Here is a 17848-nt window from a genome sequence, read left to right on the forward strand (position 1 = left end):
GAACAGCGTCTTCAGCGCCACCCGCCGCAAAGCGCGTGGTTACCGCTCCTCCACCTACCTCATCACCATGCTCTACTTCCTCGCAGGCAAACTCCGCCTGCCCCAGCACTGAACCCATTCCACTGAAAACAGCGAAGAACCTGCGAAGTGTGTGTTTCTTGAAATCGTATGGAAAGAATTTGTGGTTTGCGTGAAAAATGTTGTTTTCCACGCATCTCCTAGGACGTGAATTACTTTGCCTTTTTCTCCGCCCACGTCACCGCATACTCTGCCACTTCTTCCCAGCCTTTTTCCGCGATGATGTAGTGACTGCGTCCCGGAAATTCCTTGAACTCCGTCACGGATGCCCCTTGGTATTTGTGGAAGTTTTTACGATTCAACGCCGCTGGCATGATCACATCCTTTTCCCCCGCGATCATCAATAACGGCGCGCGCGAGCCATTCTTGAAATTGATCGTGGAGAGCGCATTAGGCGTCATATTCGCCAACGCCGCCTGGAAAATAGCGCGACCCGATGCCGGTATCGCCTGTTGCTCATAAGCCGCGCGCGCTTCTGCCTCCGTGAGTGAATTGGCAAACACCCGCCAGAATTGTTCGAAGGTGAAGAGGAAGGTTCCTTTGAACGTGCCGGGCTTGAGAAACGCCGGCGTCAGCGCCATGTAAGTGGACCATGGCAGGATGAGGATGCCTTTCGGCGGCACGGAATCGATCGCCACCCCGGCCGAGCCGTAACCTTGGTCGATCAGCAACTGCGTGATGAGCCCGCCATACGAATGCCCCATGATGATCGGCGGTTCCGGCAGGCTTTTGATGATGCTGATGTAATGCGCCATCACCTCCGCGATGCCGATTCCATTCAGGCTGGAGGCATCACGCCGCATGGCGGGCACATCCCCCTTGATACCCGGCCACGGCGAAGCGATCACCCGGTAACCGCGTGCCTCATAGTAATGCTGGAAACTTTCCCAGCTCGAAGGTGTGACCCACAGGCCGTGGACGAGCAGAATGGTTTTCATGACTATGGGAATTAGAATTACGGGTAGAAAAATTTGTGATATGAACACCCTCTCCCCTTGGAGGGGAGAGGGCCGGGGTGAGGGGTGCCGGGTTTAGACCCGTATACATTGGCTTTTTCCAGACGGCTCTAGGCGCGGATGAATTCCAGCAGGTCTTGATTGAACTGGTCCTTGCTCGTATCACCCAGGCTGTGTGAGCCGCCGGGATAAATCTTCAACGTAGCATTCTTCACCAACTTGGCGGAGAGCAGGGCAGAGTTGCCGATTGGCACGATTTGATCATCATCCCCATGCACGATAAGCGTAGGGACATCGAATTTCTTCAAGTCCTCCGTGAAATCCGTTTCTGAGAACGCCTTGATGCAATCATACGCATTCTTGTGACCGGACATCATACCTTGCATCCACCAGGACTGGATCAACCCTTGCGAAACCTTGGCTCCGGGCCGGTTGAAATTGAAGAACGGTCCGCTCGCCACATCCAGAAAGAACTGCGCCCGATCTTTCAGATAAGCCGCGCGGAAACCATCGAACACTTCCAGCGGCAATCCGCCCGGATACGCCTCTGTCTTCAACATGATCGGCGGCACCGCCCCCATCAGCACCGCCTTCGCCACGCGCTTCGTGCCATGACGCCCGATGTAGCGCGCCACTTCACCGCCGCCCGTCGAGTGGCCCACCATCACGGCACCTTTCACATCCAGCTTCTCGAACAGTTCCGCCACATCATCCGCATACTGGTCCATGTGATTGCCGTCCCACGGCTGGCTGGATCGCCCATGCCCCCGCCGGTCATGCCCGATGCAGCGGTAACCGTGTGAGGCGAGGAAAAACATCTGCGCCTCCCACGCATCCGAGGAGAGCGGCCAACCATGACTGAACGTGACGATCTTACCATCCTTCGGCCCCCAATCCTTGTAATAGATCTCCGTGCCGTCTTTGGTGGTGATGTAGCTCATATGCGGTTAGGTTAAAGATTAACGAAATGTTCACGTTGGCTGAATTGAACCCACCCGTCCCCAAAGCATTACCCGCTCCTTTTAGCCTTAGCCTGGTAATTGTTGCAACAGTCATCCCTGCTTTACTGGATGAAAAAAACGAATCATCAGGACACGAATAACGCCTCCTGATAATACAGCATCCGGTTGACGCATTGTCCTGCCGACGGGAGCCTTATGCACTTTCTGGCAGTTTTTCCGCTGCTCTGCCTATGGCATCGATCTCTGTGCAGCTATTTCTCCCAATCATCCGTCCGGAATGGCGTCGCCGGAATGCCTGCACCATTGTAGAGACTGAACACCGGGTTTGCCGCCCACGCATACCGCACCGCCACCGGTTTCTTGATGTCCGGATGCGACAGCACCACTTTGTCACCCTCGATCTTCGCCTGCGCCTGCTTCCACACCTTGTCTTCACCGGCGATCGCAAAGCCTTTCAGCTCGCCGCCTTCCGCTTTCAATCCGCCGTCCGTGTGTTTGAAGGAGATCACGATCTCGTTGCCCTTCACCTTGTCGCCAGAGGGCAGGGGACCGGATGACGCCACGCCCTTCTGCTTATACACATCGGCGAGCGCCCACATCGCGAGGCGTTTGCCGACGTCCTGCTTGTTTTTCGGATGGATATCCTTTTCTTCACCGAGTCCCAACGTGATGGCCATGCCCGTCTTCGGAATCTTCAGAGATTTCAACATCTCCTCACGCACCGTCACCCAACCGCTCGGCTCCACCACATCTTTTTGCGGCGAGCGAAAGTCAGGCAATTGCACCCAGGCGAATGGGAAATCCGAACCAAACCTCGTGCGCCAATCTTTGATCAAAGTCTCCAGTTGCAGACCGTAAATGTTTGCAAAGCTCTTGTTGGAATTGTTCTCGCCCTGATACCAGATGCCACCGCGGAACGCGTAAGGCACCAGTGGAGCCACCATGCCGTTGTAAAGATTCGCCGGATAATTCTGGTTCAAGCGCGGATCGGTCGGCTTCTGCGGTGCGCGTGGAGCCGCCTTGCCGGCCGCCTTGGCCTTCTTCGCGTTTTCACGATGTGCCGCCACCTGCTTGTTGTACTGCTCCATCGCCGCCTTCTCATCATAAGGCGTCGCCGTCTGCTTCACCCAAGATTCAGCGATGACCGGATATTCCTTCAGCTTCGATTGCGCCTCCATGCTCGTCCAAGCCTCAATGGAAGTGCCGCCCCAAGACGTATTGATGAGGCCCACCGGCACCTTCATCTGCTGATGGATCTCTCGCCCGAAGAAATATGCGGCCGCGGAGAAGAAGCCGACATTCTCCGGCGTGGTCAGTTCCCAACGTCCCTTGCAATCTTCCTGCGGTTCCGCTTTCGCCGCCTTTTCCACGGTGAACATGCGCAACTGCGAGAACTGCGCCGCTTTCTTTTCAGCATCGAAGTCTTTGCTGCGAGCCACGGTCATCCCCATGTTCGATTGCCCGGAGCAGATCCAGACTTCGCCCACCAGCACATCGTTCACCGAGAGCTTGTTCTTGCCCTTCACCACCAGCGTCAGACCTTCAGCAGCTTTGAGCTTCGGCAGCTTCACCAGCCATTTACCCTTCGCATCGGCAGTCGTCGTCTTGATCTGCCCGCCCAACTCCACCGTCACCTGCTCCCCCGCATCCGCCCACCCCCAGATCGGTATCAACACATCCTGCTGCACGACCATGTGTTCACTGATGATGGCAGGCAGACGGACATCCGCACTGGCAAATTGAAGTGCCCCCGCTAACAACGACAACGTGATGAGTGTTCTTTTCATGCTAATTTGAGTTTCGAAGTTTCTCTGGAGCTTGGAGCTTTGGATTTGGGATTTACCCCTTTCCTCTCTCGATGTTCGGAGTTCGATATTGGATGTTCGATGTTTCCCAAATCATTGGCCTGCCGTTGCAACCGGTTCCTTCGTCATTAGGGCTTGGTCATTCGTCATTTCCCAGCCGGACCATATCCCTTCTTCGGCGTCCCATCCTCATTCAACTTCCCACAAGCCCACAGCAACCCACGCGTCACCAGATCCAAGTAAGCCGGGTCTTCCATCGTCTTGTTCTCATGCCCGAGCGTGGTGCTGAACACCTTCCCCTTGCCGTATGTATTCACCCAAATGACGACATGATCCTTCTTCGACTGCTCGCTATAAGCCATCGCGAGCGGCACCGTGTTCGGCCAGACCTTCACGTTCTCATACAGTTCATCAGCCGAGGGATTCTTCCAATCCGCAGGGAAACCCTTCATCACCGGATGCTCCGCCTTCACCGTCTTCACGGCGAACTCGCGCTTCTTGTCATGCTTCATGGAGGTGATGCCCACCGCTTCCTTCCAGGCATCCGTCTGCGCATTGCGATAACTGTGCGAGGAGCAGTGCAGGAACACGGCGGGAGTGCCCGCCTTATGCGGTGCCGCGATGCCCTCCACAAATGCCACATTCGTCACAAAGCCAAAGCACTCATTGTGCAGGATGAGATCATACCCCTTCGCCCAATTGGCATTCGTGTAAACGCTGATCATGTGCTCCCGCGCCTTCGGGTCGCTCGGACCAGGCCCCTCATGCACGATGTCGAACTTCACATTCGCCCGCTTGGCGATGCCTTCGCTCAGGATCTTCTTCTGGTTCTCATAATCATGGCAGCACCCGCCCGTGATCATCAGCACCTTCAAAGGCTCCGCCGCCAGCGCCGCCGAAGCAGAAGCAAACAACGCCACAGTGAGCAACAACGACCGCAAAAAAGACGTCTTCATGGATTGATGCAAGCCAGTGTGAAGCCGAAGCCCCCTCCTGAAAAGCTCGTTTTTCACCCCCTCTTTCGTAGGGGCGCATGTTGACACTGCCCCCGATTAGGTAGTGAACCAGAGTTGATCCCAGTGGTGATTATGGCGTGCCTCGGAGAGTGCGGCCAGATGGCGCATGCCTTTGGGCGTCCAGAACTGGCCGGGCCGTTTGAAGCGGCACTGACGCTGGCGGCAGGCCGACTCAACGGTGCCCGAGCCGATGGGCCAGCCGCGTTGGTGGAGGGTCCGGTAGTTCATCCGGTGGGCATGCGTGGCCAGATAGTTCTGTTCGCGTTGGACCACTTCTCCGACCGGACCTTTGGGCACCTTTAAGGCGGCGATCTCGGCCAGCACCTTGCGCTCCCCACCGTGCCGCAGCTTATGGCGACGTGGTTCCACCCACTGAGCCGCGACCACTTCGTCATCCTTGTTTAGCGCCCGGCCCAAAGCCCAGAGATGCTGGCTGGCGTGATAGAAGTCCAGCACCTCGGTCGCGCCCGGCCAGCGGTCTTGCGCCACGTTCCAGATCCACGGGGCACCATCGGCCACCGTCAAGCGCGCCTGGGCCCGTCCCAGTCCTTCGCGCTGGGCCGCCCAGTGCAGCCGCCGGGCAAACTCCTGCGGCTCGCCTTGCCAGCCCACCACCACCTTGTCGGCGAGCACGCCCCGTCCGCCCGCCGTGCGGCCAGCCTGTTCCTGCCGGTAATACACGCCGGTCTTCCATTCGTGCCACTCCACCCGGTTTTGCTGGGTTTTACGCTGACCCCAGCCGGGCCCGCGCTGGCGCACCTGCCAGCCGTCGAGCATCAGCACCCCCAGTTTCGTCGCCGCCCGTTCGGGCTGGCGCTCCACCGGTGCCGCTGCCAGTTGCCGTTGCGTGTGGGCTTCGGCCCGCGTCCCCAACCGCTGGGTCAGGGCGTGCAAAGCCGCGTCACTCACCGGGCTGCCCCACTTGGCTGCCACCGCCGCCGCTTCTTCATAGGAGGAGGTAGCCGTAAGCGTGAAGGCCAGCTTGTCCTCCAAGGCCAGACTCAGCTGTTGATGCCGGGTCAGGCCCCAGAGTTCCCGCACCGGACAGCCCCAGTGCCCGTCCGTCGCCGCCTGCCCGTAGAGCACTTGCAGCTCAACCACGCCCACCACGGTCCGCAGCTGCATCCGCCGCTGGCGACGATGCACCAGCGGCTGGCCGCTGTGGGGGAAAAACGCCGCCCTGACGGTCGGCTTCCTCTTGCAATCTTTTTTGGAGTCGTTGGCGCGTCCATTCGCGGCCTTCGGCTTCCACTTCCTGCTCGATCTCCCGTAAGGTCAAAGGCCGCTTGGGTTCTGGCTTCATCCGTGTTCCTTTGGTTCGTGGTTGCCCCTTTGCACCCAGGATCGGAACCGTTACCAACTCATTATGGGGGCAGTGTCAAGATGCGCCCAGCGCCACCGCCTGTCCAGCCTCCTCTTGGCTTGGAGCGCTGGTCTCCGACCCGCAGCAACTTCCAACAACACGAAATATCTGATACGCAAAAATCCATCGAAGCCCCTCTCCCGCCCGATTTTAGATTTCTCCGAACCATCTCCAATTCCTCCTGTTCATTACCTGCCATAACCATACCTCGAAACCTACCATCAGAAAAATACTACTTTTTATGGTCGCTATAAAAATTTTCTATAGTGCCAAAACCACCCCATCATCAGCTCTATCTCAAACTCATTTTTCCACCTGTGTGAATCTGTGGTTAACTCTTCACGTATTTCTCCACCCGGCAGTCAAACCCGCCAAAGTCCACCACCTGCCGCGTCCTTAGCTTCAATAACCGGGGCGGATTCTCCATCGGTATCGGATTTGCAAACACCAGTCTCCCGCCCGGTTTCAACACCATTGCCGCCACATCGATGAGGTCATAGATTAACCCCCGCAGATTCGGGATCGGCACCCGTTTGCCCAATGGCGGATTGCTGATGATCAGGCTCACGCTCTCTGGTCCTAACTCCTGCTTCGCGAAATCCCGAAAATCCACACACGCCACTTTCGCCTGCTTCAGTTTCAGATTCGCTGCCGCGATATTCTTCTCCGTGATGTCCACCGCTTCTGCACTCAGATCAGAACCGTAAACCGTATCCACACCACCCAGCAAAGAACGCTCGATCAATTCAATTCCTGAACCGCAAAACGGATCCCAAACCACTTCATGCTCCTCACGCCCTGCCATTCTCGCCAGGCACGCTGCCAATGGCGGATGAGATGCCGCAGGCACATCCTGCTGCCGATAAGTAAAACGCGGATCACTCGCGGACTTCGGGCTCAACTCCACCAGGCGCCTCCTTCCCTGCGGATATACCGAGATCGTCCACGGCGCTTCCTGCGGATCATTGATCACACCAGGATTAAGCGCATACGCCCGATTGGCAACGGTCTGCACTGCACCTCGCTGATGCCCTTTCCCCACGAAATCCAGACGGTAACGCAAAGAACCCGTTGTGAACGCCGTCAGGATGCGCTGCGCGTATGTTGATCCGATGATCTGCGCCAACGCTTCCCATGAATCCTCCTGCTCGTTCTTTTCCTCTGAACCCAGCACGAAACCAACTGATCCAAAACACCGCAGTGCATAGATGTCTGCCAACGTGAACGGAGCGACAGGCATCAGGGCCACTAACCCCGACCGCACATCGGTCATCCGGAATTTCGCATTCCGCTTCAGCTTCTCCTCCACCTCAGCCCGCATGAACTGCTCCAGACCACGCCGTCCACGCAGATGGATCAGCAAGCCCTGATACGCCGTCAGCTTCTGATCAAGCTGGATGTGAGTCGGACTCTGATTCCGCGCCACATTCGCCTGCACTTTGAGAGCCGCATGTCCTAGCGAATCATCGCCTTGCTGCCTGATCGCCTGCAGCGTCGCCTCACCACCGATTTTCCCCAGCGCACGGCCAAGGAACTTTTTCTCCCTCTCACCTGACGCCCTATCCAGCACCTTCAACAGCTCCGCCTCTTCCCCTTCACCCGCCCCCAGCTTGGGCAAGGCCGCCATCGCGTAACGCCGGATCTTCTCCGCCGGATCATTCAGTAATCCCTTCAACCACTCCCGCACTTGCGTCTTCTGACTGATAGAACCGTGCTCTGCAAAAACCACTCCCACGGCCCGTATCAATGACACCCGGGCCGACCGCTCCGCCGGCGTCGCCTTGTCAAAGCGCGGCACCTCCACATTCCAAAGCTCCACACACGAAAAGGCACGCAGCTGCTTGTACAACTCTTTGCTCAAATCTTTCCCATCACTCTTCATACTTATATGGTCTCACTACCGCGCACTGACTTTGAACACCTCCCCCACTTGAATTAAAGACCAATCATCACATTCTGCATCGTAACAATTCTCGTCCTTGCCCTTCCATCCATAGCAGCCGACGTAAAAAGACTCTGACCTTCCCCTTTCGATGTCCCATGTTTCTCGTCTACCAATAAAAAAGGGCGTTCCCATTACAGGAACGCCCTTGAACACACACACGAAGATTATTGCGGCAACTGCCGTATGCGATAGAACCGCAGCAACGAATCCGTATACGGCGTCGGATCCTTGAACGTCGCCGTGGTCCCGGTCACTACGATGCTCGTTAGAGGCGTCCAGTTTGTCAGATCGGTGGAAACCTCCACCTGATACTTCTCACCCTGCACCGCCGTCCAGGAGAACTCTGGCGTTGTATCACCCGCATTGAACACCGGTGTTTCCACCTTGATGCCTTCAGTGCTCACCAACAGTGCACCACCAGCCACTTGCAACGGCACAGTGCCGGAGATGCTGTAGGTGATGTTGGTGCTCTCGCGGTTCACCACTGTGGCGAACCATTCACCAGAAAGGTCGGCTCCTTCGATGACCACCTGCTCACGATTCGTCCCGACCAGCGTGCTGCTATGATCGAACACCGTTGCCGTCGGATGCGCTCCCTTGCGTATCAGCAAGTCACCGTCACCCGTCAGATTGAACGCCTCGAACAACAGCTTGCCAGGAGCACCCGTCACATTCAGATGATAGATGTCCGCAACGATTCCGTTGGTGTAACGGGACAGATTCGTCACCGCCACACCCGATGTCAGGTCCACCACGTTTGTCACCACTTCCACCACCGTGATGTTGATCGATTTAACGACACTTTGCGGCGGCACGCCATTATCCGTGATCTTGACCGCCACCACGTTGTTGTTCGGCGAAGCTTCCGAGGTGATCCACTCAAAGGCACCCGTGCTTGCATTGATGGTCGCGCCGACTGGAGCCCCGGCTTCAAGGCTGTAAGTCAGCGTCTGCGCTGGCAGATCGGCATCTGTGGCCGTGAAGACCAATCGCACCGGCAGGCCCTCCACCACCGTCACATTCGGAACTGTTCCCGCCACCGGTGCCACATTTACTTCCTTCACCGTGATCGTGAAGCTGCGCGTGGTCGCTGCCGTACCATCGCTCACTTCCACCGTCACCACATAGCTGTCCGGGCCTTGCGCCTCTGTCGGCGTCCACGTGATGGCACCGCTTGAGGAATTGATCACCAGCCCAGTCGGGACCGTTCCCGTGAACTTGTAAGCCAGCGTCTGCGCCGGAGTATCACTATCCGTCGCCACTACTTGCACACTCAGTGCTGTCAACTCGTTCACTTCCACATCTGCGATCACATTCACGTTCGGAGCAGAGTTCCCTTCCGTCACCGTGACAGAGAGTGTGCGGTTCGCCAAACGGGCCGGACTGCCATTATCAGTCACCAGCACGGTCACGCTGTAGGTGTTCGGCCCTTGTGCTTCGGTCGGGGTCCACGAGATCTGTCCTGTGCTGGAAACCGTCATTCCAGAAGGAGCCGAAACGAGCGAATAACTCAACGTCTGCGCCGGCAGATCGGCATCCGCCGCTTCCAATTGGTACGACCACGCCTGCATCTCAGGTATGCTCTGTGTCGGTATGGCCGCCAATGTCGGCGCAAGATTCGCCTCGTTCACTACGAAGTTGATGACTTTCTGCGTCTTCAAGGACGGACTGCCATTGTCCTCCGCTTCCACCGTCACACTGTAATTTCCTGGACCTTGCGTTTCATCAGGTGTCCATGAAATCCGGCCGGTGGCGGTATCCAAAGTCATGCCAGCCGGAACACTGCTGGTGAAACGATATGTCAGCGTCTGCGCCGGCAGGTCAGGATCAGAAGCGATGTTTTCCAGGAAGAACGCCACCTGCTCATTGATGGTCTGCGTGCCCAAGTTCGAAAACACCGGGGCGCTGTTCACCTCAGCCACCGCCACCTGATAAATGCGCGAGGCGGATAACGGAGGCGTCTGGTTGTCCACGGCGGAGACCACGAAACTATATGTCACCCCGCCCTGTGATTCAGAAGGAGTCCACGTGATCTCTCCGGTGGTGGAATTGATCGTCATGCCTGCGGGCGCGCTGCTCAGGGAATAGGTCAGCGCGTTCATGGGCAAGTCGGCATCCGTAGCCGTGATCGTCGCCATGAAAAGACTGCCTTCACTGGCTGAGAACGTAGCCGCTGGCAGGACTGGCGCACTGTTCACTTCCGTGACATTCACCACAAAGCTGACTGTCGTGCCCTTTGACGGTGCCCCATCATCTTGCACCAGCACGGAGACGTTGTAGCTGCCCGGACCAAAGGCTTCACCAGGAGTCCACAGGACAAGGCCGGAAACCGGATCAATCGTCATGCCTTCAGGCACGGCGTTGGCAAAGCTATAGCTCAACGTGTTCACCGGCACATCCGTGTCACTTGCGAACACCTGCACCTGCAAGGTCTCATCCTCGCCCATCGTCACATCTGCGATCGCTTCCACGACTGGCGCACGGTTCGGCGGCATGATGCGCACATCATAGGTGGTCCCCGTTCCACTCAACGATTTCACACGGGCATACCAGAAACCCGAAACATCCGGCATCGTCGTAGTAGGAGTGATGGCGATCACACCGTAATCCGTTCCCGTGATGGTGGTGGAGATGTCGAAATTACTGTCCGTGGCCGGACTGCCGCGGTTCAACAACACCTCCACATCACCCGTCAAGTTCGATAACTCGAACGAGGCCGCATTATCCGCTGCAGTGATGAAGAAGCTGTATGACCGGTAAATGCTCGGCACATCCGAGAAGCTGCCTGCTTTGGTGCTGCCTGCCGCCAGGAATGTCGTGGCCGTGCTGTCAAAAGTCACATTCAGCGTGTAGCTGTTGATGTTACCTGTCGGATTGGGATTGACCACCGCCAGGAAATAACGCTGCCCAGGCACAAGCGGCGGCGCTGACACACTATCCAACACCACTGAAGCTGATGGGGTCGCCGGAGTCGTCATCAACAGGCTGGTAGTTGGGCTTCCTATCACCGGCGGGCCCGTTTGATCGTAATACAACTCCAGTCCCAATCCACCACCTGTATCGTCGGTCAGCGTATGCGTGGCCGTAGCCGCAGTCATCGGGGCGTTGATCACAAAATACTGTGTCTGGCCACCATCGACTCTTCCCACATAATCCACGGCATTATCCAGCCGGAACGTGGTCGTGTTCGTGTCTGCCAGGAATATCTGCAATTCCCAATCCACGATCCGCGGCACGAAATCGGTCGCCGTGCCGTTCGTGCGCGTATCGATCACCTCCAGGCGCCATACCCCGTTGGCAACATCACCGATGAAGTTGTCCAGCGATTCCTCAGGCAGGTAATCATCCTTCACATGGTAGCGGACAATGATGGTATCTTCATCGCCTGCGGTCACACGGGTGGTAAGTCCCACTACATAGATGTCCGAGCCTTCCATGGTCACATCCCGGAAACTGTCCGCCTCATTCGCCGTACCATTGAATTGCGTGACCCCGGCATATCCTGAAGGGCGCGTGACCAAGGCACCGTCACTCAGACGCACTTCCAACACCACGCCATCCGTCGGGCTGGCACTGGATGCCCGGGTAGAACCAACGGCATACAGCCGGTCGCCCGCACCCGTCAATCCGTAGAGGATATCCTCATCCCCCAGATCATACGTGATGTCACCAGCCGTGGACCAGATCACATTCAAGTTGTAATCATATTTCACGATCAGGAAGTTCGCAGCGGAACCGCTCACCGCGTCTTGCACACCCACGGCATACAAATAATCGTCATAAGCGATCAAGTTGTTGAACTGGCCTACCACTGGCAGCGCCTGTCGGCCAAGCTCCACCAGTCCAGTCGTGAACTTGATGATCACTGGCCGCATCGTGCCGTCGTCATCGCTGAATCCGGCGACAAAGACGGATTGAGCTCCCGCGAGAACATTCGTTAGCACGGCCACGCCGCGTCCGGCGGAAACAGTCGTAGCGCCGGTGTCATCCTCAAAAGGACTAGCACTGTCGATCACCCCTGCACTATCCAGTTTAACCAGCTTCAAACGGGCTGGGCTGTTGACGCCCTGCGCATTACCAGCCGCATATACGTATTCCGTGACCGTCATGGGGCCGGTGCGCTCCATATTAACCGTCACGCTGTGCATCTCTTCCAGACCTTCCACACCCATCAATCCCGGAATGGACGTAGCCCAGGTAGATCCCATGGGCGTGGAGTTGTCCAATCCCACAGGAGGGAAGCGGACCACCACACCCTTGGTCTCAGTGCCGCCGGTATTGTCTGTGGCGCCGGAGAAAGAATCGCCCACCACATATACCGAGCCATTCGTCGAGTAAACCAGATCCCGGAAATGGGTACCACCCGCGTTGTCCGGCCAGTTCACTGACTCAAATGGCGTCTGTCCCGTCTGCATCGGCAGGCCGAAGCGGGCGTAGATGCCGTTGTTGGCATTACCCTCTGTGATGCCGGCCACATAGAGATTGGTTCCGGCGTAAACCACGCTGTTCAACACCTGGTCGGCAGTCTGTGCCGTCGGTGGATTCACCGGCATTCCACCCGTATCAAACAGTTCAATGATGTAATCCCAGCCTGTCCCCGGAGTGCTGATCTGCTCATTGATGATGATGTTCAACAGCTGATCCGTGGTCGTGTAGGCGTATTGCGGCGTCACCAGCCAGAAATACAGCGGGAAATTGCCCGGTGGCAAACTGGTGATATCTATCGGAGTACCGCCCGCAGTTGTGGCGAGTTGGAAGGATGTATTGCCAACGGTGTTGACCATGAAGTAACGCACGCGGGCGGACACGCCTCCCGGTCCACCACCGAACAAGGATACTTCCGCTCCATCAACGATCCGCGGATCAGCCGCGCCATCTGTTATGGTGTCAGTCGAGATATCGACTTCTGTCGGAGCAATCGTCAAAGCAGGATCATTGTTCACACTGTTCAGAAGGTAATTCGGATTCGGATTGCCTGTGGGCACCGGATTACCCGTCGAGTCGTAAAGACTGAGACTGTCGTTCGCCGAATAGAACATGTAACGGAACCGGATGAAACCATCCGTTTGTCCGGTGTCGATCAGGCGTCCCGATGAAGTGTAGGTGTTGCCATGCACCACCGTGATCGTCTGGCTGCCGACGTCTTCCAGTTCGTTCTCCATCACCAGTGATGGTGTCACGAACGGCACAAAATTCACATCCACCAGCGGGTTCACGAATTTGAGCATCTGCTTCGCCACGCTCGTATCCTCGCTGAAGTGCGTGTAGATGATCTGGTTCTCATTTGTGCCAAAGCCATAGCCGGCAGTGTTCACCACGCCACCACGGGCCTCCGCCAGCAACACGGAACGATCCTCCGACGTCAGTCGCAAAGTCAGATCTGACGGACGCGGATGTGCGATGCGCACACCGACACGGACACCGGCCACCTCACCGGCCGCCGACACGTTGATCTCCGATTGGTTGGTAGCCGTTTGCGCGTCGTCACTGATCATCACCACGCTCCGCTGCGGCGTCGTGCGTTGCGCTGCGGCAGCCAAGTCGTAGGTGAAATCAATCCGGAGCGTGTATGTCACGAACACAGCATCCTGATTTTGGATCTGGATGTAATACTGGCCGGCGGTCAAGGGCGGTATGTCCGCCGTGCTGATCGCAAATGGCACGATCAATGGCATGGAAGCTGAAACCCCGTAGTCATAGAGACCTGCCGTGCCGTTCGGCAGACCGTTCTTCCGGACGTATAGCCCCGTCGTCGCAGGTGCGGGTGTGGGCACCAGTGAGAACTCTGCTTTCACCACACCTGGCGGAATGTTGATGCCGGTGTAATAAGACCTTCCCGGCGGCAGACCGAACGTGATCTCTGTTCCACCCACAGTGATATCCGTGTCCTGCTCTTCCTCAATGTGCAAAGTGAACCGCTGGATATTGCCCACGAACTGCGGGGCATTGTCGATCATCGTGAACATCCATACACCGGAAGCATCCGTTCCGATGAAATTGTTCAGCGAACCCGGTCCATCAGAAGCGATCCCGCCGACGACATCCCCCTCGTCACTGTCATCATAAACCAACGTCAGATTGCCGCCCTGGTTGGTTGAAGAATAGAAAGTGTGATTGTTCAACGTCACCAGGACATTGTTGTGCTCCAATGTACCCACCAGATCGCCGTAGAGGTCGTGATACATGGTGTTCGTGGCGATGACGCGATGGATGTTGAAAGTGTCCGGCACGATGCCGAACAACTGCACACCCTCCGGTTTCTCAGGATTGCCGTCTGGAATCTCCGCCGGCACCGGGAAAAATTCGATATCATACGTGCCGTCGCCATTATCAGTGTACGGAGGATCTTCGGTGGCCAGAGCCAAGAAGCCGAATTCCGCCGCCTTCTGGTCCTCCGCCTTGATGCCAATGTAATACACCTGTCCCGGTGGAGCATTTTCAATGAGAACAAACTCCGTCCCGCCACGGCGGGTAGACACAGCACCGCCAGATGTCGGCGATGTATAGATGCTGTTGTTGAAACAATCGTTTACCACCGTTGAGTTTAAGTTCGTGAGATCCGATGAGGTGGAGACATAAAGATCGATGTCCGCTCCGGGATCGCGATAGGTGTTCACACGCGGATCTCCCGCGAGGTTCGGTGAAAGGAAGGAAACGAACGAGACGTATGGGAAAGTCGTGTTATTGGTGAACACGTAGAAATTCCATTGCACATTCATGCCGTTCGTGGTCGTGATGAGCGGCGGATTCGCCCCCACGCGTTGCCCCATGAAAGGCACATTATTCGTGCTGCTTGTGAAAAACTGTACCGCCGGATTGTTGTTTTGAGACAAGGTCGGGCTTTGATCCAGTTGCAGCGCACCATTCAGCAGTGTATTGCCCGTGGAGACCACCAGCGCATAGTCCTGCACCACGCCATCGGGATGATCTGTCACCGCATTGACATTGACCCGGCGTGCGGTCACATAGATCGCATAATCCGCCGAAAGATCACCCGGCAGGTAAACATTTTCCACATTGTTCACGAAGTCCGCCTGTCCATTGGTCGTGCTGTAATTGCCCAAGGAATAAATATTGCCGGAGGGGAAATCGTTTCCGTAAAAGACCTCCTGGGTCACCTTGTTGCTCACCACCAGATCCAGGTCGTTCACCAGCTTGATGCTGGCGGCGGGATTGCCCGGCGGATCGGTCCAAACCAACGTGACACGCAACGGGAAAGCCCGCGCAGCCGGAGCTACGGTAAGATTCCGTGTGTGGGTCTGCCCGGTCGCCAGCGCATTCGTCGGGCACTGGTCAAAATATTGGATCGGCCACGTGGTCCGCGTGATGTTGGAAGCCATCGTCAGCGGCAAGGCGTTCGGCAGGTTTACCAAACCCCAGCCTTGGTAATTGATCAGGCTGCGCGTCTCAAAGCCGTAGGTTTGTGAGAGCGTGCGGGCGCTGTTGATGAGCATTGCCTTGTAAAGCGCCGGGCTGTTGTTCGTCTCCCCCAGTTCTCGCTCGAAGAATTCCTGCATCAAGGCCAGAATGCCGGAGACCACGGGAGCCGCCATGCTCGTGCCGACCTCAAAACGATAATTGGGCGCCAGCGGGCCATTCAAATTATTGCTGAGCACCTGGAAGTAATTGCCCAGATTGTTCGTCACCCGGATGGTCTCACGGATGTTCACCGCCACAGCAGTCGCCCCAACATTTTCCAAGTCATAATACCAGATGCCGGTGGTTGCCGGGGTGATGTTCACCGTCTGCGGAGTCTGGCCCAGCAGATTGAGCGGATTGGAAGAAGGCTGCACATCCGTCTGGCTGGCGTAGATGTCGATATTAGGGACGGCCAAAGTGCCGCCGACCGTGTCCAGCACCTCGATCGTGAAGCTCGTGGTACCATTCGGCAGGAACAGACCGAACGAGTTTATGGCACCCGGCTGCAACACCACGTTGGTGAATGTATTATCCAGGATTACCGTCGGGTTATAGTAAGCCGCCTCATCCCATGTCGGCGAGCGTCCAGAGATTATCATGGAGCCGGGCGCCAGCAGGTCGGGCTTGGCCCGGCCATACTGGCCCTCGCGTCCGATGCCGGTATTACCGCGTCCGGAATAGGATGCCACTTCATTGCTGCTGTCCGTAGTACCTTCCCACCATGCGATGATATTCGTGACGCTGAGATTGGTGTCGATGATGGTGACCTCGTTGGTGATGAAGCGGAGAGACTCCGATGCGCCCACGGCGATGACATTCTTGGCGGCCGCCAGACTGCTAACACTGTTGGCCAGACCGCCCAAACCGTTGTCGCCACCGAACCCGTCATTTCCTGCAGCGAACACGTAGAGCACCGGCTGTGATCCCGACATGGCAGGGATCGCATCGCGCGTTGCCGCGTCAAAGATGGCGGAACTGGAATCATACTCGAATGACTCTTCATATCCCCAACTGTTATTGGCGATGAGCGTGTTGGTGCTGCGGTTGGACATCCACGTGGTACGAGGCGAGAGCCAGTTCGTCCGGGCGGCATATTCGCTCAACTGAAAGTCAGACAGGTTGCGGTAGTCTTGGGAAAGCAACATCGCTTGCGGCGCCATACCCCGGAAATCATTGCTAAAAGAGCCCATGAAGGGATAAGTCAGGCCAGTCGGAGCACCGGCTCCATCACCCGCGAGGATCGAGGCCACATGCGTGCCATGGCCGCGCAGATCGTTGGACAGCGTATTGAATCCCGGGAAAACGCGGCCATACAGGCCCACGAAATTCGTCTCCACGCCGGAATCATTGATGCTCACCAAAATGTTTGTGCCTGTCAGACCGCGATAGCCGTTGGCGGTGACACTGTTGCTCGCCACACCGGTGCGTTCCCGGGTCAGGTCATTCATCGGTACGCGGCGCATCTGCCGCTCGATCGTCTGCACTTGGGGCAAGGACGCGAGTGCTGCCAGTGAATCCTTCTGCGGTTGCACGACCAGTTGGGGACCGAAGGGAGAGCGGTCCTCACTCAATACCGTGCCGCCCAGTTTCTCTACTTCCTGGCGGGCGATTTGCAGATCGCCGGGGAAGAACGTCAGGCGCAATTTGGAAGCCATGGGGACCGGCGCCTTTTTCACGGCTGATTCCAGCAGTGTCTCCTGGATCTTGTAGTAAGGCTCGTAGGGCAGCACAGCCCGCGTCCAGCTCATGCTCGCGAGTTTCTTGGCTCCGTCTGCATTCACCTGCACGAGGTAGGCATTGTTCGGGATGTAGGCGACGATCTCCGCCCCCACCGACTCAAGCTGGCGACGGAACGATTCATTGATGACGCCACGGCTTTGCACAATGTAACTGCCCGGATCGGTTTTGGCCTTCAGATGCTCAGGGATGTCCAGACGGGCTTTCAAGCCGGTATCGATGAAGGCATTTCCGAGCAAAATGGCGCGGTCATTGCGGACCAGTTGGTCCATCGTGGCCTGCGTGTTGCGCAGACGGTAGGGAAATTCGGGATCCGACGGGACGACCGGTTCGTTGGTCCCCAGCAGACGCAGGCTGCTGGCAGGTGCGGCGGTCAGCAAAGGCCCCATCGCCACCGGTGCCGTGACTGCCGTTTGCGAAGTAACTGGTGGAACTGGCCCCTGCACATTTGTCGCGGTCCGCCACTGCCACCAGACCGCTGCCGTCAAGGCCAGCAACACGAGGCCGGTCGCCCACCGTGCTGGAGTTAGTTTACGCATATTCGTCAAAAAAAATTTCTGTCAACTC

The 17848-nt window shown here is 57.0% G+C and carries 8 protein-coding genes; all 8 read right to left on the minus strand.

Annotation, left to right across the window (positions count from 1 at the left end):
- Nucleotides 1–230: 230 nt before the first annotated feature.
- Complete coding sequence (locus tag VGH19_07880; GenBank protein HEY1171268.1) at nt 231–1016, minus strand: alpha/beta hydrolase; 786 nt, start codon at nt 1014–1016, stop codon at nt 231–233.
- Between the two features lie 128 nt (nt 1017–1144).
- Nucleotides 1145–1975 (minus strand): alpha/beta hydrolase, encoded by an 831-nt coding sequence (locus VGH19_07885; GenBank protein HEY1171269.1) that lies wholly within the window; start codon nt 1973–1975, stop codon nt 1145–1147.
- A 272-nt stretch (nt 1976–2247) separates the two neighbouring features.
- Nucleotides 2248–3783: a sialate O-acetylesterase gene (locus VGH19_07890; GenBank protein ID HEY1171270.1), complete on the minus strand. Its 1536-nt coding sequence runs from the start codon at nt 3781–3783 to the stop codon at nt 2248–2250.
- A gap of 164 nt (nt 3784–3947) precedes the next feature.
- Nucleotides 3948–4757, minus strand: a complete 810-nt coding sequence (locus VGH19_07895; GenBank protein ID HEY1171271.1) for a ThuA domain-containing protein — start codon at nt 4755–4757, stop codon at nt 3948–3950.
- A 96-nt stretch (nt 4758–4853) separates the two neighbouring features.
- Entirely contained in the window at nt 4854–5942 is a 1089-nt protein-coding gene (locus tag VGH19_07900; GenBank protein HEY1171272.1) for a hypothetical protein, read from the minus strand.
- Nucleotides 5911–6120 (minus strand): hypothetical protein, encoded by a 210-nt coding sequence (locus VGH19_07905; GenBank protein HEY1171273.1) that lies wholly within the window; start codon nt 6118–6120, stop codon nt 5911–5913. Before VGH19_07905 ends, VGH19_07900 begins: the two co-directional genes overlap by 32 nt.
- A gap of 391 nt (nt 6121–6511) precedes the next feature.
- Nucleotides 6512–8062, minus strand: a complete 1551-nt coding sequence (locus VGH19_07910; protein HEY1171274.1) for a methyltransferase domain-containing protein — start codon at nt 8060–8062, stop codon at nt 6512–6514.
- 227 nt (nt 8063–8289) lie between these two features.
- Complete coding sequence (locus VGH19_07915) at nt 8290–17820, minus strand: putative Ig domain-containing protein (GenBank protein ID HEY1171275.1); 9531 nt, start codon at nt 17818–17820, stop codon at nt 8290–8292.
- Nucleotides 17821–17848 lie beyond the last annotated feature (28 nt).

The organism is Verrucomicrobiia bacterium, assembly GCA_036405135.1.
Classification (GTDB): Bacteria; Verrucomicrobiota; Verrucomicrobiia; order Limisphaerales; family JAEYXS01; genus JAEYXS01.

Excerpts from the sequence above, each read along its gene's own strand:
- VGH19_07890 (HEY1171270.1), bottom strand. The coding sequence starts at position 3,783 with ATGAAAAGAACACTCATCACGTTGTCGTTGTTAGCGGGGGCACTTCAA.
- VGH19_07905 (HEY1171273.1), bottom strand. The coding sequence starts at position 6,120 with ATGAAGCCAGAACCCAAGCGGCCTTTGACCTTACGGGAGATCGAGCAG.
- VGH19_07900 (HEY1171272.1), bottom strand. The coding sequence starts at position 5,942 with ATGCAGCTGCGGACCGTGGTGGGCGTGGTTGAGCTGCAAGTGCTCTAC.
- VGH19_07910 (HEY1171274.1), bottom strand. The coding sequence starts at position 8,062 with ATGAAGAGTGATGGGAAAGATTTGAGCAAAGAGTTGTACAAGCAGCTG.
- VGH19_07915 (HEY1171275.1), bottom strand. The coding sequence starts at position 17,820 with ATGCGTAAACTAACTCCAGCACGGTGGGCGACCGGCCTCGTGTTGCTG.
- VGH19_07880 (HEY1171268.1), bottom strand. The coding sequence starts at position 1,016 with ATGAAAACCATTCTGCTCGTCCACGGCCTGTGGGTCACACCTTCGAGC.
- VGH19_07885 (HEY1171269.1), bottom strand. The coding sequence starts at position 1,975 with ATGAGCTACATCACCACCAAAGACGGCACGGAGATCTATTACAAGGAT.
- VGH19_07895 (HEY1171271.1), bottom strand. The coding sequence starts at position 4,757 with ATGAAGACGTCTTTTTTGCGGTCGTTGTTGCTCACTGTGGCGTTGTTT.